The sequence below is a fragment of the Sorangium sp. KYC3313 genome (assembly GCF_052075895.1).
Classification (GTDB): domain Bacteria; phylum Myxococcota_A; class Polyangia; order Polyangiales; family Polyangiaceae; genus Sorangium; species Sorangium cellulosum_B.
On the sequence record NZ_CP197255.1, the window covers coordinates 11,724,050 to 11,743,706 of the forward strand.

Here is a 19,657-nt window from a genome sequence, read left to right on the forward strand (position 1 = left end):
CAGAGCGCCTGAATCGACAGATCTGGTCGTCGAAGACGTGACACGCGCCCTGGACGCCGCCCGCGAGGAGCTGTCGGCTGCAGCAGCCGCTGCGCTCTCCGGAAAACGCGGAGACGGGGGATGGGCCCGTTACCAAACTGCGCACGACAAGTGCATCTCGCTCGAGCGAGATCTCGCCCGCGCGACCGGGGAGGAGTGTGCCGTCGAGATCCCCTGGCAGCACCCTTGGAATGTCGGCGCCCCACTCCCGCATGTTTTCGCCACGAGCTCTCGGACTCTCGTCGTCTACAACATGCGCGAACCCGACCCCACGTGGGATGGGTCCTATGCGACCGTGGTCGATCCCACCAGCGCCGACCTGCGCCTGATCGCCATCGTCGAATTCGAGCTATGCCTCGCCCACAAGTTCGGTCCACCGAATGACGAGGTCCTCCACGGACATCTCGCTGCACGGCCGCGGGCTGGTCGGGTATGCCGCGCACGTCGTCGAGAGGTCTCGACGGATCGCCGAGCTGATGAAGATCAACTCGGTTCACAGCCAGTACGATCCAAGTCAGTGGAAGCAGTATCGACACTACTTGCTCGCCTTCCACGACGAGACGTTTGAGTGCATCGCCCGGGGTCATTCCCTCAAACAGACCATGTCGTCATTCCCCGAAGCGCTCCACTCGTGCGTCAAGAGCCTCCTGGCGTGACGCCGCCCAACAAGCTGTTGAAGCAAGCGGCCGCACGTCCGTCGTTGGGCATGACGAAGCAGAGATTGCCACGGAATTACATCCAGGGCGTTCGAGGGTCCCGGAGGCGATCGTGTACCGACCCAAAGACGGACAATATGTATATTATGGAGTTTTGTTGAGTTCTTCGGTGGCCGACGGTGAGCCGTTACAACCGTGAGGTGCGAGCGCTAGACTGAGCTCAGCCCCTATGCCCGTCCATGCCATCCGAATCGAAGAGCGCCTCTGGTCGAGCGCGTCGCCGCTCCGCAGGCAGGAGTGGCGCACGATCACGACCGATATCGTCTCCGGCGAGCCGCCCTGGCCCTCGCGCGAGCCCTGCACCCTCGTCGCCGGTTGCGACGACAGAGACCTCCACCTCGTCTTCACCGGGAGCGCCCTCTCGGCTGACACCCTCGCCCTCGCGCGGGCGGAGGTCGCGCCGCTCGTGGGCGAGTACGTGGACCTCATCCGAAGGCTCTCCGGGGGCGACCTCTACCCCGCCCACATCGAGCCCATCGATATGGCCAAGCGCGTCCTCCACGACGCCGGCGCAAGGCGGATAGGCGCCCTCCTCCCCGACCTGAGCCCGAGCTTCGAGACGCGCCGCCGCTTCTTCTCGCTCGTCGTCTCGCTCCTCGTCGACACGACGCGGCTCGGCCCGCTCCCAGCGCATCACCACGATCCGAGGCGCGTGCGGTAGCCGGGCGTCAGTCCGGGCGTCAGGTAGAAACGACGACGAGCGGCGGTCACCCGCACAGGAGACGGGCCCAGATCGGCGTTTTCGGCGCACAGGCGTGCTCCAGCACGCCGAGCACCGAAAACGTCGAGGTGGGCCCGTATCCGCAGCGGGTGCCCGCCGCTCGCCGCTCGGGATCAGCGGGCGCCTAGGAAGTCTAGCTTGCCGATCTCGAGCCCGTTGTGGCGCAAGATCGCGTAGGCGGTCGTCACGTGGAAATAGAAGTTGGGCAGCACGAAGTTCAGCAGGAAAACCAGGCCCTTGAATTGCAGCGGCTGATCGCGCGTCGGGACGGTGATATCGCGGTCCTCGGAGCCGTCGATCTGCTCGGGCCGCAGGCTGTTCAGGAACGCGACGGTCTTGGTGATACGGGCCTGTAGCTCCTGGAAGCTGGCCTCGTTGTCCTCGTACTTCGGCAGGTCGGCGGCCGCCAGCCGCGCCCCACAGCCCTTGGCGATGTCGGTGGCGATCTGCACCTGGCGCGTGAACGAGAGCATGTCCGGGGCGAGGCGCGCGTCGAGCAGGACGCGCGGCTCGATCTTCTTCGCCTCGGCGTACGCGGCGGCCTTGGTGAGGATCGCCGAGAGGTTGCCGAGCATCCTGACGAGCACCGGGACCGAGGCCTGATACATCGAGATCGTCATCTTCTTATCTCCTTGCTATCGCACGGTTCATGCAGCGCGTTCCCCGCGCGGCGCACGCGGCGCCGACGCACCCCCTGGCGGGGACGCGAGCAGGCGCGAACATAGGGCATCCTGCTCGCCAGGCAAGCACGCCCTCTCACGCAGGGGCCGCCCGCGCCCCCCGGGCGCCCGAGCACGGCGCTCGTTCGCCGGGATCCACGGACTCAAGCGCTGAGGACGCGCCCGCCGGGCGCTCTGCGTCATGACGCGCTCGTGAAGTAATGTAAAGAGCATTGACGAACAAGCTTCGATGACGGGGTGCCGCGGCGCGAGGCTCCGTGCCGGGGAGGCAGCGCGACGGAGCGCGCCGTGATGGCCCTCGACGGCCGCACGGGCGGCGCGCTATAGGGGGCGCCGATGCGAAACCTCCTTTTCGTCTGCTTGTTCACGGCTGCGCTCGCGGCCGCTTGCGGCTCCACGACGACCGACCCGGAGCCGACCGGGAGCGGCGGGTCGGCCGCCAGCTCGACGAGCGAGAGCTCGGCGAGCGCCAGTTCGACGGCCTCCAGCTCCGCGACGGGCGCAACCTGCACTCCTGGCGAGACCACGTCCTGCACCTGTCACGCCGTCAGCGAGCCGGGCGTCGCGACGTGCCTCGCCGACGGCAGCGGCTACGGGCCGTGCATGGAACAAGGCGGCGGCGCCTGCCGCTGTCCCCTCGGGCGCAGCGACGGCTGCTGCCCCGGCGACGGGATCTGCTGTGCGTGCGTGCAAGGCTGCGATCCGAACACGGATCCGCTGCAAGATCCCGAGACGGACGCGCTCATCGCCTGCGTCTGCGCGGCGGGCGTGTGCGCCGACGAGTGCGAGAGGGAGTGCGCCGGCCAGGGCATCGCGGCGGACTGCAGGGCGTGCGTGCAGCAGGCGGGCGCAGACGCGTGCAAGGCGGAGTACGAGGCCTGCGGCGGGACGTGAGCCCGCGCCGCGCGTCGCGCGGCCCATGGCGCGCCGGGGGGCGGGGCCCGATTCCCACCTTCCCGGCCGGCCCCGATTCCCCCCTTCCCGCCCCCGGGCTCGCCGCTACATCCTCTCGAGCTCTGCCGCTCTCGCCTGCAGCAGCGCATCGATCCGCCGGAGCAGCTCCGCCGGGTCGATCGGCTTCGGCAGCACGCGCCCCTCGTGGGCCGAGAGGAACCGCCTGCTCACCTCGCTCGTGCCCCCTCCGGTCATGAACAGCACCCGGTCGACGAGCGCCGGCAGCTCCGCCTCGAGCCACTCGTGGAGCTCTATCCCCGTGCCCTCCTGCATCACGATATCGCAGAGCACGACGTCGAAGTCCGCGTCCAGCCGGAGCGTCCTCTGGGCCTCTCTGCCCGAGCGCGCGCAAACGACCTCGTGCGACGCCTCGAGGAGCCCGCGCAGCGCGCGCAGGAGGAGGGGCTCGTCGTCCACGAGGAGGATCCGGGCGCGCCGCGCCGGCTCCTCCTGCCGCGCGGGCGCAGGCGGCGCGCGGCGAGGGGTGAGCTCGGCGCTCGACCAGGCGGGCAGCCGGACGCGGACGCAGGTGCCGACGCCGGCCTCGCTGCTGACGCCGATGGTGCCGCCGCACGACTCCACGATGTTGCGGCAGATCGCGAGTCCGAGCCCCGTCCCCTCCCCCGCGCGCTTCGTGGTGAAGAACGGCTCGAACAGCCTGTGCATGTGCTCCTCGGGCACGCCGCAGCCGGAGTCCACGATCTCCGCGACGACCTCCCGGCCCTGATCGCGGGTCCGCACCTCGACGACGTTGTCGGCGACGCGCCCCTCCCGGATCGACTGCGCCGCGTTGATGAGCAGGTTGACGAACACCTGCGTCAGGCGCCCCTCCGCGCCGCTCACGGGCGCGACCGAGGCGAGCTCGCGCACGACCCGCGCGCGGTGCTTCATCTGGGAATGCACGATGTTGAGCGCGCTCTCGATCACCGCGTTGACGTCGGTCGGCCCGATCGCCTCGTTCGCCTCCGCGCGCGCGAACACCCCGAGATCCCCGACGATGTCCATCACCCGCGCAGCGCCGTGGCGGGCGTCCGCGAGCGGCTGGGCGAGGTGCTCGGTGGCGACGCCCCTGTCGGCCAGCCGCCGCACCTCGCGGGCGAGCAGCTCGAGGTTGGCCACGACGTACGCGAGAGGATTGTTGATCTCGTGGGCCACGCCCGCCGCGAGCTGGCCGACCGCGGCGAGCCGCTCGCTGCGCTCGAGCCGTGACCGCAGCTCCTCGGCCCGGCGCCGCCCGGTCACGTCGCGCAGGAGCGCCATGCGCGAGGGGCGCCCCTGCCAGTCCACGTCGACCCAGCGGACGTCGATGACGACCTGCTGCCCTCCGACCTCCAGGCTCGTCTCGCCGGCGCAGAGCGCCGCCGGGCAGCCCCGCCCGGCGACGGGGCGCCCGTCGCCCAGCAGCGACTCTGCAGCGGGGTTCGCGAAGAGCACCGTCCCGGAGGGATCCAGCACGATCACCCCATCGGCGCTCCGGGCGATGAGCTGGTGCAGGTTGGCCTCGTTCTCGCGGGCCTCGGCCATCGCCCGCCCGAGCTGCGTCAGGAGCTGCTGGCGGCTGACCGCATAGCGGATGGCTCGCCACAGCGTGTCCGCGCCGAGGCCCCGCTTCACGAGGTAATCCTGCACCGACGCGCCGAGCGCGCGCTCCGCGAGGCGGACGTCGTCGTGGCCCGTCAGCACCACGATGGGCACATGGGGGTCCACCGCCCGCACCCGCTCGACCACCTCGATGCCTTCCCCATCGGGCAAGGAGAGGTCGAGGAGGACGACATCCCACCCCTCGTTCACGCGCGCGAGCCCGGCGGCGAGCGTCTCCGCGTGCGCGAGCTCGGCGCGCTGCCACGGCACGGCGTCGAGGTGGCTTTGCACGACCGAGGCGGCGATGGCGCTGTCCTCGATCAGCAGGAGGCGAAAGCAAGGCGCAGGCGGCGCCCGGCTGGGTTCTGCGGACATGGTGACCCCCTGATGGCTAAGGAACGCCAACGCTTTCCCGGAATCAAGCGCCTCGCGCGCTCGCCGCCCTCGTCGCGCCGGCGGCTCGCAGCGCGGGCGGAGCGGGGATTGCCGCGCTCCTCCGCCGCGGACGACGCAACGCACCATTCGGCGCGCCATTCGGCGCACCATTCGGCGCACCATTCAGCGCATCATTCAGCGCACCATTCAGCGCATCATTGCGGCTTCCGCGGACCGGCCGCGCCATCGGCGCTATCGTCGCCGGAAATGGAGTTCCTCCCCTTCCCGAAGATGCCGTGCCTCGGCGCGAGCGACGCTCCGACCTGGGTCGCGCTCGAGAAGATCCACGGCGCGCAGCTCGTGATCGGCGTCGACGCGGCCGGCGTCCATTTCGGCAAGCGCAAGGAGTGGCTCCGCGACGAGGACCCCTTCTTCGGCTGGCAGCTGCTCCGCGCGTCGCTCCGGGACGCCGCCCGCGCGGCGCACGCGGCAAGGCGGAGATCGCCGCCGTGCCCGAGCGCTTTCCGTCGCGCGTCGCGTCCGCCCTGGGGCTGCCGCCCCTCGGCCCGGAGAACCTCGCGAAGGGCCTGGTGGCCAAGCCCGACGTCCGCATGCCGGCCGGGGCCTACATGGCCTTGAAGCGCAAGATCGCCGAGATGCGCGAGGACCGCTTCGACGAGAGCACGCCGTGGGACCCGGAGCGCCCGGTCGACCTCGCCACGCTGATCCGCTGGGGGGAGCGGCTCGTGAACGGCCCGCGCCTCGCGTCCGCCGCGTCGAAGGTGGGACGCCACGATCGGGCGGCCCTCGACGAGGAGGCGGCCCTCGACGTGCTCGTGGACCTCGAGGCGGCGTTCCCAGGCGCGATGCGCGCCCTCTCGCCCGAGGACAGCGAGGCGCTGGAGCGCGCCGTCAGGGCCGCCGTCGCGGCGGAGCGGCTCTCGACGTGAGCGGCGCGCGGACGTCTTTCGTACGGCGGCCGAGCATCCGCGCGCGAGCGACGCCGCCCCTTCGCTATCATCGCGCGATGCTGCCCCACCCGCCGCGCGTCGTTCGGCTCGTCCTCCTCACCGCGAGCGGCGGGCTCGTGGGCGCGCTGCCGCCCTATCCGGTCGCGACGCCGTGGTGGCAGGATGCGCACGCGGTCGTCCAGGGTGCCCGCGAGCGCTTCGGCCTCCAGGTGACGGTCCTCCGGATGCTCGCCGCCGAGCTCCCGGCCCCCCAAGGCGGGGCGGTCACCTACCTCGCGGAGGCGGAGCTCGACGCGCCGCCGCCCGGGGTCGAGCCCTGGCGCGGGGCGCTCGACGACCACCCGCTCCGGCAGCCGTGGGCGCGGCCGGGCGGGCCTGCCGACGACCTCGCCTGGGCGGACGCCGTCCTGCGCGATCGGGGCCTCGCGCGGACGGCGCCCGCCGAGCAGATGCGGTCGTGGAACCTGTCGAGCCTGTGGCGGCTCCGGGTTCGCGACGAGATTGTCTGGCTGAAGCATGTCCCTCCGTTCTTCGGCCACGAGGGGGCTGTGATCGCGCGGCTCGCGGGGGGACCTGTACCGGCGCTCCTCGGCCACGACGGCCGGCGGATCCTGATGCGGGAGATCCCGGGCGAGGACCTCTACGAGGCCGAGCTGCCGGTCCGGGAGAGGTTGGTCTCGCTGCTGGTCGGGCTGCAGCGCGACGCGAGCCGACAGGTCGGTGAGCTCCTTTCGCTCGGGCTGCCGGACTGGCGCGCGCCGGCCCTGATCCGGCTCATTGCTGACGTGATGGCTCGGACGCCCGAGCTGTCCGCCGGCGATCGGGCGACCCTCGACAGCTTCGTCGATGGCCTGCCCGAGCGCTTCGCTCGCCTCGCCGAGGCCGGGCTGCCCGGCACGCTGGTTCACGGCGACTTCCACGTCGGCAATGCCCGCGGCGACGCGACGTCGGCCGTCCTGCTGGACTGGGGCGACAGCGGCGTCGGGCATCCGCTGCTCGATCAGCCAGCGTTCCTCGACGGGGCCCCGCCCGGCGCGGTCGAGCCGCTCCGGAGCTCCTGGAGCCGCGCGTGGCGCGCCGCGATCCCGGGCTCCGACCCCGAGCGCGCCGCCGAGCTGCTCGCGCCCGTCGCCGCGGCCCGCCAGGCGATCATCTACCGCAAGTTCCTCGACAACATCGAGCCGTCGGAGCACCCCTTCCACGCGAGAGATCCCGTGGCGTGGCTCGCGAGGACAGCCGCGGTGGTGCGCTCTCGATCCTGCTAGCTGGGTGAGCACCGCCGCCATCGAGCTCTCGGACGGTCGACGACGCGCGCCCTCCCCGCGACGCGCCTTCCTCGCGAACAGGTACAGCAGGAGGCGGCCACGGACCCGAGCGGTCAGCTCGACATGCCGAAGGCCGTCAGTGATGCGACCGCGTTCGTGTTCGCGGGCCACAAGACCACAACGGACCTGCTCGGCAACGCCGTGCATCTCTTGCTCCTGCACCCTGACACGCTCGCGGCGCTCGTGCGCGATCCGTCCCTCGCCGCCGCCGTCGTGGAGGAGACCCTCCGCCGGGACTGCCCCGTCCCCGGGACGACCCGTGTCGCCAATGTCGACGTGACGATCGGAGACGTCACGATCCCCAAGGGGGCGCGGGTCTTCGTTCTCCTGGGCTCTGCCAACCACGATGAGGCCGTCGTTGAAGCCCCCGCGAGGTTCGAGCCCGGGCGCCCCGACGGGGGCGAGCACCTCGGGTTTGGCCGCGGTGTGCACTTCTGTCTCGGCGCGCCCCTCGCGCGGCTCCAGGGGCGCGTGGCGCTCTCCGTGCTCACGCAGCGCTTGCCGGGCCTCCGCCTCGCCAGCGATCGGCCGGTGCAGCTCCGGCAAGTCACCATGTTCCGAGGCCCCGTGTCCCTCGATGTCGCCTGGGACGCCAAGGGTCAGGGCACTACGGGAACTGCGCGCGGACCGAGTTGAAGTAACTGACGAGCGTGTCCGTGACACGCGGGCCCAGCCCGCCCGTGTTGGCGACCACACCGTTCGATATCGACGTGGAGATCACGTAGGGGCCGCCGGCAGCCGGAGCGTAGCTGAAGACGCCGGCGCCGCTCACGCCCTCCGAATTGTCGACCCTGTGGCTGAGCCGAGATTTCGCGTTGAGAAACGGCCAGTCGGCGAGCGGCTCGGAGACGATTGGGCCCGGGTTCTGGCCCTCTCCGGCGCCTCCGAAGAGCACGCCGTCCGTGCAGCCCGGCGGGCTCTGCGCTACTCCACAGCCGGGAAACCCCCAGAGATGATGAGCCCAGGACTGGACGACCGCATCGTTCGAGTTCGCTGCGTAGCCGAGGTAGCCAGGATGACTTCCGCCGAAGGGCGAGGGCCAGAGTATCAGAATGACCCAATCATGCGCATTGCATTCCCACGTGGGATTGACCGGACAGTTCCGGGTCACCCACGCCGTCGGGTAGGCATAGGTTTGAGCTCCGACCACGCCGTAGGGCGGAGCAGGGCTCGTCGTGTCTTGCCTCGGGACAATGCGAGGCCAGTCGATACCTCCAGCCGAATCGACGGTCCCGTGCGCGTTCGTGATGGCGATCCTGGCCCCAATCATCGTCCCGGAGCCGGCGCCATGGTTGTTCGTCACACGCACCATCGTGGTCTGAGGCCAGGCGGTCGCCGGATAGAAGGCGCTGATCCTGAAATCGAGTCGATTGTCTGCCGGACCGACGATCGACTGCGTCCCCAACCTAGGCGGCCTCAGCTCTTCTTCGGCCGCGACCGGCGCCATATCGCCCGTAGGCCTCTCCGCGCGGCCGTCGTGCCCTAGCTTTCGCGCATACTCGGCAGCCACCTTGAGGCCTTCGAGGGTCTGGATGACCTGATATTCTTCGCCTGTTTCCCCGTTGCCAACGATGACGGAGAACTCATCCTCCTTGACCGGCTGGAGGAGCCGTTTGTGGGCTTCGTGCGCTGCTGCCTTGTCTGCATCTCCAGAATGGTCATACGGGTACTCGGGTGCCATGGCGGCCTTGCCCTGCGGTGGCTCCTGTAAAACCGACGCCGGCGCCGTTGGGATCTTTCGTAAGAAGACCTGCCTCCTGCCGGTGTCAAGCGGTGAGTCATACGCCGCGCCCTGCGAGGACGGCCAAGGCCGTGACTCCTCCGGCCCCGGCGGCTGTGCTCCTTCGGAGCAAGCAGCCAGCATCCCCGCCGTCAATACCGTGAATGAAACCCTCGAATGCACCGTTCGTGCGCCAGCCCCTGGCCTCTGCATTTTGCGCGTCCTCCTAGCCAGTCCTTCCAAGCGGAAGCGGCAACTCGATGGCGACGCTACACCATTCCCTCTCACGCACGTAAGGCTTTCGAGCGCTCACGTGCGACTGCCCAGCGCAATCAGCGGCGCTGAGCCAGGAAAGACACCGCTCGAATGAAATCATCGCACAATGAGCACATTTTTCTTTCACGGAGCCTGTTGAAGAAGGCTCCTTGGAGCTCCGGCGCCGAAGCGAATCACAGACGGAGCTCCGCGAGCATCCGCGACATGTCGCGCGCCTCGATCGGGTCGCGCCGGTCCGGGCCGGCCGCGTGGCGCAGCAGGCTGAGCGGCTCAGGGTGGGGGATGAGTCGAGATGAGGGCAAGCAGGCGCTGAGCCGCACACTCACGCCTGTGAACCAGATCGAGACGGCGAGGTCGGCACGACCGTCGCCGTTCAGGTTTGCGGCCGCGGCCGACGGGGCGCGCTGCCACCCTCTCCTGCCGCAGTGGCGGAGAGTGTGAATGTGTTCTTTCAAGCCAGGACAGGTCGCGCAGTTGGGGATTGACATCTCCTAGGCGTTCGGATCTCATCTTCGCGCATGATGCGCGAAAAATTCGGGCACGGCGGACGATCGGGCGCCAGGCGCGAGCTGGGTCTCATTCTGGGGCTCCTCCTCGTCGCGGCCTGCGGACAGAGGGTGCGAACATTCGAGTCGTCGTCGAGCTCCAGCGACGTGGGCAGCGGCGGCGGCGGTCGTGCGGGCAGCGGCGGCAGCGGCGCGACAGGCGGTGACGGAGCGGGCGGTGACGGAGCGGGCGGTGACGGAGCAGGGGGCGACGGGACCGGAGGCGACGGGACCGGAGGCGACGGGACCGGAGGCGAAGCCCCCCCGCCCCACTGGGCTACGTTCGAGCGCGTCGGTCATGACGATCTGGCCAATCAGATCTCGAATTTCCTTCCGCAGGTCGCGGTCTCGGCCAACGGCGACGCGCTGCTCGTGTTCTATGATCAGGACACCGTCTGGGCGCGCCGCTATGTCAAGAAGAGCGACAGCTGGGACCCGCTGCTGCAGGTCAACGACGCGGCCACGAGAGGCGTGAACGCCAGGGTCGCCATCGACGCCGGTGGCAACGGGGTGGTCGTCTGGTATTCGTCCTCGGTGGGCGGAGCCGTGTTCGGCAAGCGGTTCACGGCATCGCTCGGTTGGCCCGCCGGGTGGGGCACGGTCGAGACGATCGCCGAGGGCACCTCGGGGGTCTCGAGACATTCGACGACGGTCGCGATGACCCCCGCCGGCCATATCGCCGTGGGGATCGACGTGAACACCGTCGACACCTCGGCGCGTGAGGGATACCTGGCCATTTACGAGGGCGGGCAGGGCTGGCAAGCCCCGGTGAAGGTGTCGGGGAGCACGACCAGCTGCAACGGCACGGCTGTCGGCGTCTCCACCGTGGGCACGACGCTGCGCGGGGTGGCCGCGTGGTACCAGTCGGACGGCGGGCGTCTCAACGTGCTGGGCAACGTGGTCACCTACGATCTGACGACGCACAAGGGCAGCGCGGCAGGCCCGAAGCCGCTGGAAGCGGATGACACGCTCGACCACTTGAGCCCACGCGTCGTGATGGACGGCAACGGGAACGCGATGGTCGTCTTCCTCCAGCGCGACTCGACCTCCTCGGTGTCGCACGTGATCGCCAATTTCTATTCAGGGGGCGTGTGGGCCGGAGCGACCGGCGTGGATACCGCGGGCCAAAGAGCGACGGACTACGCCGTCGCGATGAACGCGGAGGGTGACGGGGGCGTGGTGTTCCGTCAGTGCGGCGCCGGCTGCGCGATCTGGGCGCGGCGCTTCTCGGGGACGACGTTCCAACCGGCCGACAAGCTCTCGGTCGATGAAGATAGCGTGAGCGGTCCCGAGATCGCCGTGGATGGGGCCGGGCGAGGGCTCGCCGTGTGGACCCAGAAAGCCGCCGCCCTCCGGTCTATCTTTGCCAGCGAGCTCTCGCCCGCGCAGGGATGGACGGAGGCCCACGCGCTGGAGGACGACAACGCCGCGGAACACTGGGAGCCGACGGTGGGCTTCGGCCCGAACGGGACCGGGATCGCCGCGTGGGTGCGCGAGACGACGACGAACGACATCATGCGTCGCTCGATCTTCGCCGATGTTTACAGACACTGAGGACGGCGCTGGGCGCCTGCCTCACGAACATCCGAGTCCATGCGTCCACGGTCCTGGTGGGCCTTCAGCCGGGCTCCAAGAGCCTTTATGCGCTCATCCGCGGGCGGTGCACGCAGAGAGGCTCAGCGCGGGGGCACGTTGATCAGGCGGGCCGCGCACCGGCCGCTCTGGCAGAGGCAGCCGCCGCCGCAATCCATCGTTCCGGGCCGACACTCCTGCGTGCACATCAGGCCTCGATCACACGTCGGCGCGGTGGCCTTCGCGATGCACGCGGCCGCGTGGCACGCGCACACGGGGACACAGTCTGCGTCGCTCTTGCACGGATCGCTGCCCACGACGATCCGCTCGCCCATCGGGGCGGCTGCCGGCGGCGCGGCGGGCTCTTCCGCCGGTGGCGCGTCCGCGCCGGGAAGCGCGTCCGCGCCGGGAAGCGCGTTCGCGCCGGGAGGCGTGTTCGTGCCGGGAGGCTCATGCGCGGACGCCCTGCACCCGGCGCCGCAGAGCCCCGCGGCCAGGATGACCCCCATCGACCCATCGAGGATGTGTCTCATGCGCGTGCTCTCTCACGGATCGCCACGACGTTCCACCCGGCCCGCGAGCTCGACCTCGCCCAGGGCCGCCCCGGCGCGGCGGCCGGCGGACCACGGCGGCCGGCCGGCGGGCTGCCGCCCCGCCCCCCCTCGGCCAGCCCGGCGACCCGGGACCCGGCCGCCCCGGCGGGCCGAAAAAAAATCGTCGGCCCCATGTCGAGCAGGCCCACCGTGCTCCGACATCCAGGCAAAGCGCGGTCGCGGTGACCGCGCCGCCCTCACCTCACCGCCGGGCCCGACCCCGGCCAGGAGCCCCGATCATGACCACCACGCAGAAGCTCAAGACGTGCCTCTGGTTCAGCAACAACGCCGAGGAGGCGGTGCAGTACTACCTGTCCATCTTCAAGGGCTCACGGATCGTCTCCGAGCTCCGCTCGGGAGACGCGGGTCCGGGGCCCAAGGGCTCGCTCGTGATGGCCGAGTTCGAGCTGAACGGCCAGCGGCTCATGGCCCTGAACGGCGCCCACCAGAGTTTCAACGAGACGTTCTCGCTCGTCGTCACCTGCGAGACGCAGGAGGAGGTCGACGAGCTCTGGAGCAAGCTCACGGCCGACGGCGGCGCCGAGAGCCAGTGCGGGTGGCTCAAGGACAGGTTCGGCGTGTCCTGGCAGATCGTCCCGTCCGTCTTGATCCGGCTCATCCAGCACCCGGAGCCGGCCAGGGCGGGGCGGGTCATGCAGGCGATGATGCAGATGAAGAAGATCGACATCGCGCGCATCGAGGAGGCCGCCCGATAGGCGCCCTCGTCCCGCTCGCCCGAGATCCGGCGAGGGTTCGCCGGACCGCGCTCCTCACGCGAGCGCGCGGATCGCGCGCAGCACCGCCTCGACGTCCGCCTCGGAGTTGAGCAGGCTCGGCGCGACGCGGACATACGAGGTCGCGTACGGCGACGTCGACGCGATGATCCTCCTCTCGCGGAGCCTCCCCACGACGGCCTCCGGCGTCATCCCCGCCACCTCGAAGCACACGATCCCCGCAGAGAGCGCGTCGTCGAGCGGCGTGTGCAGGGTGACGTGACCCATCCCCGCGAGCCCTTCCTTGCACTGCCGGTTCAAGGCGTGGATCCGCGCCGCGACCCTGGCCTTGCCGATGCCCCGGTGGAACGCGAACGCCGCGGGCAGCGCCCACCGGTGCTCGAAGGAGTGGAACCCTCCGGGAGACATCATGTCCGCGGTCGTGGGCGGCGGCGGCTGCTCCCGGAGCCAGGCTTCGTATGCAGCCTTTCCGAAGGACGGGATGCTGGGGCGCAGCATCGGCCAGAGCTCCCGCCTGCCCCAGAGCACGCCGGTGCCCCGCGGCCCGAACATCCATTTGTGACAGCCCGCGGCGAAGAAGTCGCAGCCGAGATCGGCCATCGTGGCGTCCTCGACCCCGAGGCCGTGCACGCCGTCCACGCAGCAGACGACGCGCTTCGCCGGCGCCCGGCCCTGGTTCGCCCTGGCGACGACCTCGGCGATGGCGCGCACCGGCGTCTTCACGCCCGAGCTCGAGTGCACCCACGTGATCGCCACGACCCGCGTGGCCGGGGTGAGCGCCGCCTCGATCGCCCCCGCCATCTCCGTCGCCGTCGCGGCGCGGCTCCGCCCATAGAGCGCGATCTTCCGCACCACCGCGCCGGTCCGCTCCGCGGCGAGCCGGAGCGACTCGTGCGTGGAATAGTGATCGTGCTCCGTCGTGAGCACCTCGTCGCCGGCCTCGAGCGGCAGGCCGAGGTACAGCGACGCGAGCCCCATCGTGGTGCTGTCCGTGAGCGCGATCTCCTCGGCCGCGGCGCCCATGTACGCCGCGGCCGCCTCCCGCACCGGCGCCAGATCCCCGTGCGCGTGGAGCGCGTCCACCGGGTTCTCGTCGAGCTCCCTCCGCAGCCGCTCGATCGCCTCGCGGACGGGCCGCGGGTGCGAGGCGAGCAGGAAGGCCGTCATGTGGATCCACGCCGGCGACAGGGCGAACTCGTCCCGAACGCCCTGCCACGGACCGGGCGGCGCTTTCCGGCGAGCGCTCGCGGTCGTCATCGCCCCCGAGCCCGCACAGCCCGCGGCGCCCATCACCAGCAGGCCTGCGAGCACGCTCCGCCTGGGTAGCTTCGTCGTCATCTGGTCCCCCCTCCGTGCCGGCGCGGCGGCTGCCCGCCGGCGCCGCAGCATCGCTCGCCCGGGAGCGCCGCGCTCCCGCGAACAGAGAGGTCGGACCGCGCCGCCCCGGGCGATGGATCAGGGCATTCCCAAGCAGTAGCGAGGCCCCGTCGGAAGCTGCCTCGGTCTCGTCGCGGCGCGCGTCGCCACAGCGCTCCGGGCGCGGTCACGTCGTGTCGTCGTCGAGGATCTCTGACGTGGATCACTCGGGCCTGCGGGCCGGTGGCTCCTCGAGGAGCGACGTCAATCGATCGATCTGGATGGGCTTGACGAGGTGCGTCTCGAAGCCTGCCCCCTCGGAGCGCCGGAAATCCGCCTCCTGCCCGTAACCGGTGATCGCGATCAGGCGAACCCGCTCACCCGCCGGCTGCTCGCGGAGGCGCCGCGCGAGCTCGTAGCCGTCCATCACCGGCAGCCCGATGTCGAGCAGCGCGACGTCGGGCGCGAACTCTTCCGCGATCCGGAGCGCGGACGGGCCGTCGGAGGCGACGCGCGTCGTGTACCCCATCGCGCCCAGCGACTCGGCCAGGAGCTCGACCGCATCGAGGTTGTCGTCCACGAGCAGGATGCGGCGCCGGTCGACGAGCGATCGAGTCCCCCGCGCCCCGGACATCCCGCGCGCCGGCGCGGCCTCGGGCGAGCGCACGTTCGCCGCGGCCGGCAGCCGGATGGTGAACTCGCTCCCGCGCCCGCGGCCCTCGCTGTGCGCGCTCGCGCGGCCGCCGTGCATCGCGATGAGGCTGTGGACGATGGCGAGGCCCAGGCCCAGGCCGCCCTGGGAGCGGTCGAGCGCCTGGCGCTCCTGCACGAAGCGCTCGAAGACGCTCGGCAGCATCTCGGGGGCGATGCCGATGCCGTTGTCGCGCACGGAGAGGACGACCTCGCCCTCCGTGCGCCCGGCCCGGACGGCGATCTCGCCGCCGCTCTCGGTGTACTTCGCGGCGTTCGTGAGCAGGTTCGAGACCACCTGGGCGAGCCTCGTGACGTCGCCCTCCACGGCGAGGCCGCTCGAGGGGACCGCGACCGTGAGGTGGTGCCGGCGCTGATCGAGCAGCGGGCTCGCCAGCTCGAGCGCCTTGGCCACGACCTCCGCGATCTCGATCGGCTGCTTCTTCAGCTCGACCTTGCCCCGCGTGATGCGGGAGACGTCGAGCAGGTCGTCGACGAGCGCCGTCAGGTGCTTGATCTGGCGCTCGATGACGAGCCGCTCGCGCTCGGCGTGCCCTCCGGCGCGGAGGCGCATCAGGTGGAGCGCCGTGACGATCGGCGCGAGCGGGTTCCGCAGCTCGTGGCCGAGCATCGCCAGGAACTCGTCCTTCGCGCGGTTCGCCCGCTCCGCGTCGCGCCGCGCGTCCTCCGCGCGGCGCAGCAGCTCCTCGCGCTCCCGCGCCGCCGCCTCGAGCTTCTTTCGCGCCCGCACGTACTCGGTGACGTCGAGCGCGACGACCAGGATCCGGGCGAGGGCAGCGCCCGGGTCACGCATCGGGTGCATGTTGAAGCTCCAGTACAGTTCTTCGCGCACGCCGTCCCCGCGATCGAGGTCGAACCGGTAGTCGTGCGTGACGAACGGCTCGCCGCTCGCGAATACCCGGGAAAAGACCTCGAGGAGCGGGGAGCCGACGATCTCCGGGAAGGCTTGCGCCAGCGTGCGTCCGATCACGTCGCGATGGCCCACCATGGCCACCAGGCGTGGGTTCGCCATCTCGATGACGTGCTCGGGGCCACGGTAGACGGCGATCCCGACAGGCGCCTGCTCGAACAGCGCAAACATCTTCCCGCGCTCCCGCTCCGCGGCCCGCCGGTGCTCGCCGAGCTGGAGGTGCGTCGCGACGCGCGCGATGAGCTCGCGCGCCGAGAACGGCTTCACGAGGTAATCGTCGGCGCCGGCCGCCAGCCCCTCGACGCGAGACTCCTCGCCCGCGCGCGCCGAGAGCATGATCACCGGCACGCACCGCGTCGCCGGATCGGCGCGCAGCGCCCGGAGCAAGCCAAAGCCGTCGAGGCCCGGCATCATCACGTCGGCGATGACGAGATCCGGCGGTGACCGCCGGGCGACATCGAGCGCGGCCGCGCCGTCGCTCACGGCCTCGACGGTCCACCGCGTATCGAGGATGCGCCGCACGTACATGCGCATGTCGGCGTTGTCATCGGCGAGGAGGATGCGCGCGCTCGGGTCGAGCGGCACCGAGAGGTGATCGGACTCGACACGATCGGCCGAAGCGAGCGCCAGGGCGGGCGCCTCCGCGGCGAGCTGCCACCGCAGCGCCTCCTCGACGTAGGGCGCGGCGCCGGTCGCCGTCGACGAGAGCGTCTTCTCGGCGTGGATACGCTCTGCCGGCAGGTGCGCGGACCCGCGCGGGATCGCGATCGTGAACGCCGTCCCCTCGCCCAGGCGGCTCTCCGCCCGGATGCTGCCGCCGTGCAGCCGCACCAGCTCGTGCACAAGCGCGAGCCCGATCCCGGAGCCCTCATGCGTGCGCGCGCGTGCCCCCTGGACGCGGTGGAAGCGCTCGAAGAGGTGCGGCAGCTCGTGCTCGGGTATGCCGGTGCCCGTATCGCGCACCACGAGCTCGACCTGGTCCCCGCGCGCGCGGAGCAACAGGAGGATCTCGCCGTCGAACGTGAACTTCAGGGCGTTGGACAGCAGGTTCAGCACGATCTTCTCCCACATGTCCCGGTCGACGAAGACCGGCTCCGGGAGCTTCGGGCAGTCCACCTTGAACGCGAGCCCGGCTCGCTCGATCGCGGAGCGGAACGCGCTCGCGAGATCGACGGTGAGGCCAGCGAGGTCCGTTGGATCGTAGGACGCCTGCGCGCGGCCCATCTCGAGGCGCGAGAAGTCGAGCAGCGCGTTGACCAGCTTGAGCAGGCGCAGCGCGTTGCGGTGGGCGAGCGAAAGGTGCTCGCCGCAGAGCGCGCGCTCCGGCGACGCGAGCGCGTCCTCCATGGGGCCGAGCATCAGCGTCAGCGGCGTCCGGAACTCGTGGCTCACGTTGCTGAAGAACAGCGTCTTCGCGCTGTCGATCGCGGCGAGCTCCTCGGCGCGCCTGCGCTCTTCCTCGTAGGCCCGCGCGTTCGCGATGGCGGTCACCACCTGATCGGAGATCAGCCGAAACAGCCCGCGATACGGCTCATCGAGCAGGCGATGCGGGCTGACGCCGCCGACGAGGAAGCCATACGGACGAGGTTGGCCCGGCCGCGAGAGGGGCAGGACGATCGCCTGCTCCGGCGCGCTGCCCCAGCGGCCGACGGGCAGGGCGCCGAAGCGGGCCGCGAGATCGCAAACGAGGAGCTCGCCAGCGGCGCGCGCCGCCTCCGCGAGCGGCCAGGCCGAGGCCTCGTCGCCTCGATCCTGGAGGGAGACGCGCGCCGGCTTCGCCGCTCCCTCGTATCCGTCGAGCCCGCTCGCGCCGACGAGGCGCGCGTCGCCCGGGTCGCCGTCCAGGAGGTAGAGCAGCGAGAACGGCAGGTCGGCGTCGTTCGCCGCGAAGATCTCCGCGGCTGTGCAGCACGCCTCCTCGGCAGACTTCGCCTGGGCGGAGCGCGTCGCGAGATCGCGCAGCATGCGGAGCTGGCGCGCGTCGAGCACTTGCTCCGTGGTCTCCTTCACCGTGATGAGGACGCCGACGACCGGCTCGGCGTCGCCGGGTATCGGGCTGAAGGAGAGCGTGAAGTACGTCTCCTCGACGAAGCCTCGCCTCTGCACCGGGAGCAGGAGGTGCTCGCTCCACGTCGCGGGCCCCCCGTCGAGCACGCCCTGCGCCATCGGGCCGACGACGTCCCAGACCTCGGCCCAGACCTCGGCCGCCGGGGCGCCCACCGACGCAGGGTGCTTCATTCCCAGGATGGGTCGATAGGCATCGTTGTAGATCTGCAGAAGCTCCGGCCCGACCAACATGATCATGGGAAACCGATTGCCGAGCACGAGGCCGACCACGGTCTTGAGGCTTATCGGCCATGTCGCGACAGGGCCGAGCTTCGTCTTCGCCCAGTCGATCGAGCGCATCAGGGCGCCCATCTCGCCGCCCCCGGCGAGGCACGCCTCGGCGCTCGCGTCCAGGGCACCACCATCGAGCGAAGGCTCGGCGACATCTGAAGATTTCTTCCATATGCCGGCTGGCCGCATGCACCGCCATGGTGGATGAAATCCACGGCTTTTGCCACCGGGATACGAGCGCGGCCCAGGCGCCGCCGGCCTTGAGCCGCCCCTGCGGTCATACGGGCGAACGAGGCGGCCTCGGGGGACGGCGCCCTCTCGCGCCGCGACGTCGCCTCACTCGCGGAGCCGCGTATCCGTGTTGTAGCCGCGCGGCGCGAGGGGCGAGAGCCTCTCCAGCCAGATCTGCTCGAGCAGGGTGAGCTCATCCGCCACGGAGAACCCGGGCTCGTCCTTCTCCTGCACGACCTCGAGCACCTCGAACGTGAAGGCGTCGGCGCCGTGCTGCTGCCAGTCCCGCTGGAGAGCCTGGTTCTGGTGCCCGCCGATGGACAGCATGAAACGGTGCTTGTTGAGCGGCCCATGGAGGTTCGTGCTGCTGCCGAGCAGGACCTTGCCGTTCACCGTGTTCTTGACCTGGAAGATGCCCGCCTGTTTCGGGGTCTCGAGGTACTTCCGCTTCATCTCCTTGCGCGTTTCCATCGTGCTCGCTCTCGCCTTCTTCGTCCCTGACCCGGGCGTCGTGTCCTTCGCATCGGGTGTCCTGGTCTGTTCCGCGATCAGCTCGTAGTGCAGGCCGTCGCGCGTCATGTATCCCTCGTCGACGAGCATGCGCCGGATCGTGCAATGGTCGGGATACATGGTCTGGATGATCTCGTTCACCTCCTGCTCGCGATAGCGCCGGCCCGCCTGGAACTTGCCCAGGAACTGCTCGAGCACGATGCGCCGCTTGCGCCATTGCTTCGGCATCTGGACGAGCACGCCCCCGCGGAAGAAGGCGCGCATCACCTGGCTCCGGGCTCGCTCCGCGCGCCGCCGCGCAGCGCCGCCGGCGGCGGAGGGCAGCGAGACGAGCTCCTTCAGCGTGAGGCGGAGCAGATCGTCGCGCAGCGCATAGACCAGGTAGTACTGGGTCTTGCGCTTGGTCACCAGCCCGGCCTCGTCGAGCTTCCGGAGGTGGAAAGAGACCGTGGAAGGCGCGCGACCCAGCCGCTCGGCCAGCTCCTCGGCGCAGTGCGGCCGCTCGATCAGGGCGTTCACCACCTGGAGCCGCGACGCGTCGGCGAGCGCCTTGAGCACGCCGATGCGCGCCTCGACGCCCAGCTCGCGCGCCGGGGGATCTGGTTCGATGGTCATCAAAGTGAATCTAGGCGGCGCGGGGGCGCCGTCAATCTGTTTCGACAGTCATCGAACCGGAAGCGCGCGGGACGGCCGCCGCTCATTCAAGCGTCACCGTCGAGCCACGGCCGGGCTCGGGCGGGGGCGGGATGCGGGCGGGAGATGACGAGCGTCGACCCCGCAGGGGCGGCGAGCGCCGCCTG

Annotated in this window: 15 protein-coding genes; 8 read left to right on the plus strand and 7 right to left on the minus strand. The window is 70.7% G+C overall.

Going from position 1 to position 19,657, the window contains the following annotated elements:
- The first annotated feature begins 419 nt into the window (after positions 1-419).
- Both ACSRUE_RS44655 and ACSRUE_RS44660 read left to right on the plus strand, forming a co-directional pair.
- Positions 420-695, plus strand: a complete 276-nt coding sequence (locus tag ACSRUE_RS44655; protein ID WP_441288887.1) for a hypothetical protein — start codon at positions 420-422, stop codon at positions 693-695.
- 229 nt (positions 696-924) lie between these two features.
- Complete coding sequence (locus ACSRUE_RS44660) at positions 925-1,416, plus strand: UPF0262 family protein (RefSeq protein ID WP_441288888.1); 492 nt, start codon at positions 925-927, stop codon at positions 1,414-1,416.
- A 173-nt stretch (positions 1,417-1,589) separates the two neighbouring features.
- On the opposite strand, the gene ACSRUE_RS44665 is transcribed toward ACSRUE_RS44660, so the two are convergent.
- Positions 1,590-2,096, minus strand: a complete 507-nt coding sequence (locus ACSRUE_RS44665; protein ID WP_441288889.1) for a DUF1993 domain-containing protein — start codon at positions 2,094-2,096, stop codon at positions 1,590-1,592.
- A 396-nt stretch (positions 2,097-2,492) separates the two neighbouring features.
- Here ACSRUE_RS44665 and ACSRUE_RS44670 point away from each other — a divergent pair, with 396 nt between their 5' ends.
- Entirely contained in the window at positions 2,493-3,050 is a 558-nt protein-coding gene (locus ACSRUE_RS44670) for a hypothetical protein (RefSeq protein ID WP_441288890.1), read from the plus strand.
- Between the two features lie 105 nt (positions 3,051-3,155).
- On the opposite strand, the gene ACSRUE_RS44675 is transcribed toward ACSRUE_RS44670, so the two are convergent.
- On the minus strand, positions 3,156-5,066 hold the full coding sequence (locus tag ACSRUE_RS44675) for a response regulator (protein WP_441288891.1): 1,911 nt from the start codon (positions 5,064-5,066) through the stop codon (positions 3,156-3,158).
- A 509-nt stretch (positions 5,067-5,575) separates the two neighbouring features.
- On the opposite strand from ACSRUE_RS44675, the gene ACSRUE_RS44680 reads away from it, so the two are divergent.
- The 3 genes from ACSRUE_RS44680 to ACSRUE_RS44690 all read left to right on the plus strand — a co-directional run bounded on the left by ACSRUE_RS44680 (position 5,576) and on the right by ACSRUE_RS44690 (position 7,998).
- Complete coding sequence (locus ACSRUE_RS44680; protein WP_441288892.1) at positions 5,576-6,016, plus strand: hypothetical protein; 441 nt, start codon at positions 5,576-5,578, stop codon at positions 6,014-6,016.
- 77 nt (positions 6,017-6,093) lie between these two features.
- On the plus strand, positions 6,094-7,302 hold the full coding sequence (locus ACSRUE_RS44685) for an aminoglycoside phosphotransferase family protein (protein WP_441288893.1): 1,209 nt from the start codon (positions 6,094-6,096) through the stop codon (positions 7,300-7,302).
- A gap of 123 nt (positions 7,303-7,425) precedes the next feature.
- Positions 7,426-7,998 carry a cytochrome P450 gene (locus ACSRUE_RS44690; protein ID WP_441288894.1) on the plus strand — a complete coding sequence of 191 codons (573 nt, stop codon included), beginning with the start codon at positions 7,426-7,428 and terminating at the stop codon, positions 7,996-7,998.
- Here the strand turns inward: ACSRUE_RS44690 and ACSRUE_RS44695 are convergent.
- The gene (locus ACSRUE_RS44695; RefSeq protein ID WP_441288895.1) at positions 7,970-9,043 is read right to left on the minus strand and encodes a trypsin-like serine peptidase; all 1,074 of its coding nucleotides are present in this window, start codon (positions 9,041-9,043) and stop codon (positions 7,970-7,972) included. The genes ACSRUE_RS44690 and ACSRUE_RS44695 overlap by 29 nt on opposite strands.
- 932 nt (positions 9,044-9,975) lie before the next feature.
- Here ACSRUE_RS44695 and ACSRUE_RS44700 point away from each other — a divergent pair.
- The gene (locus ACSRUE_RS44700; RefSeq protein WP_441288896.1) at positions 9,976-11,457 is read left to right on the plus strand and encodes a hypothetical protein; all 1,482 of its coding nucleotides are present in this window, start codon (positions 9,976-9,978) and stop codon (positions 11,455-11,457) included.
- Between the two features lie 122 nt (positions 11,458-11,579).
- On the opposite strand, the gene ACSRUE_RS44705 is transcribed toward ACSRUE_RS44700, so the two are convergent.
- Positions 11,580-12,008 (minus strand): hypothetical protein, encoded by a 429-nt coding sequence (locus ACSRUE_RS44705; protein ID WP_441288897.1) that lies wholly within the window; start codon positions 12,006-12,008, stop codon positions 11,580-11,582.
- A 299-nt stretch (positions 12,009-12,307) separates the two neighbouring features.
- Here ACSRUE_RS44705 and ACSRUE_RS44710 point away from each other — a divergent pair, with 299 nt between their 5' ends.
- Positions 12,308-12,784, plus strand: a complete 477-nt coding sequence (locus ACSRUE_RS44710; RefSeq protein ID WP_441288898.1) for a VOC family protein — start codon at positions 12,308-12,310, stop codon at positions 12,782-12,784.
- Positions 12,785-12,838: 54 nt separating this feature from the next.
- On the opposite strand, the gene ACSRUE_RS44715 is transcribed toward ACSRUE_RS44710, so the two are convergent.
- The 3 genes from ACSRUE_RS44715 to ACSRUE_RS44725 all read right to left on the minus strand — a co-directional run bounded on the left by ACSRUE_RS44715 (position 12,839) and on the right by ACSRUE_RS44725 (position 19,472).
- Positions 12,839-14,140 (minus strand): aminotransferase class V-fold PLP-dependent enzyme, encoded by a 1,302-nt coding sequence (locus tag ACSRUE_RS44715; RefSeq protein WP_441288899.1) that lies wholly within the window; start codon positions 14,138-14,140, stop codon positions 12,839-12,841.
- 241 nt (positions 14,141-14,381) lie between these two features.
- Positions 14,382-18,305, minus strand: a complete 3,924-nt coding sequence (locus tag ACSRUE_RS44720) for an ATP-binding protein (RefSeq protein WP_441288900.1) — start codon at positions 18,303-18,305, stop codon at positions 14,382-14,384.
- A 147-nt stretch (positions 18,306-18,452) separates the two neighbouring features.
- A complete protein-coding gene (locus ACSRUE_RS44725) occupies positions 18,453-19,472 on the minus strand; it encodes a metalloregulator ArsR/SmtB family transcription factor (RefSeq protein WP_441288901.1) in 1,020 nt (339 codons plus the stop codon).
- Between the last annotated feature and the right edge of the window lie 185 nt (positions 19,473-19,657).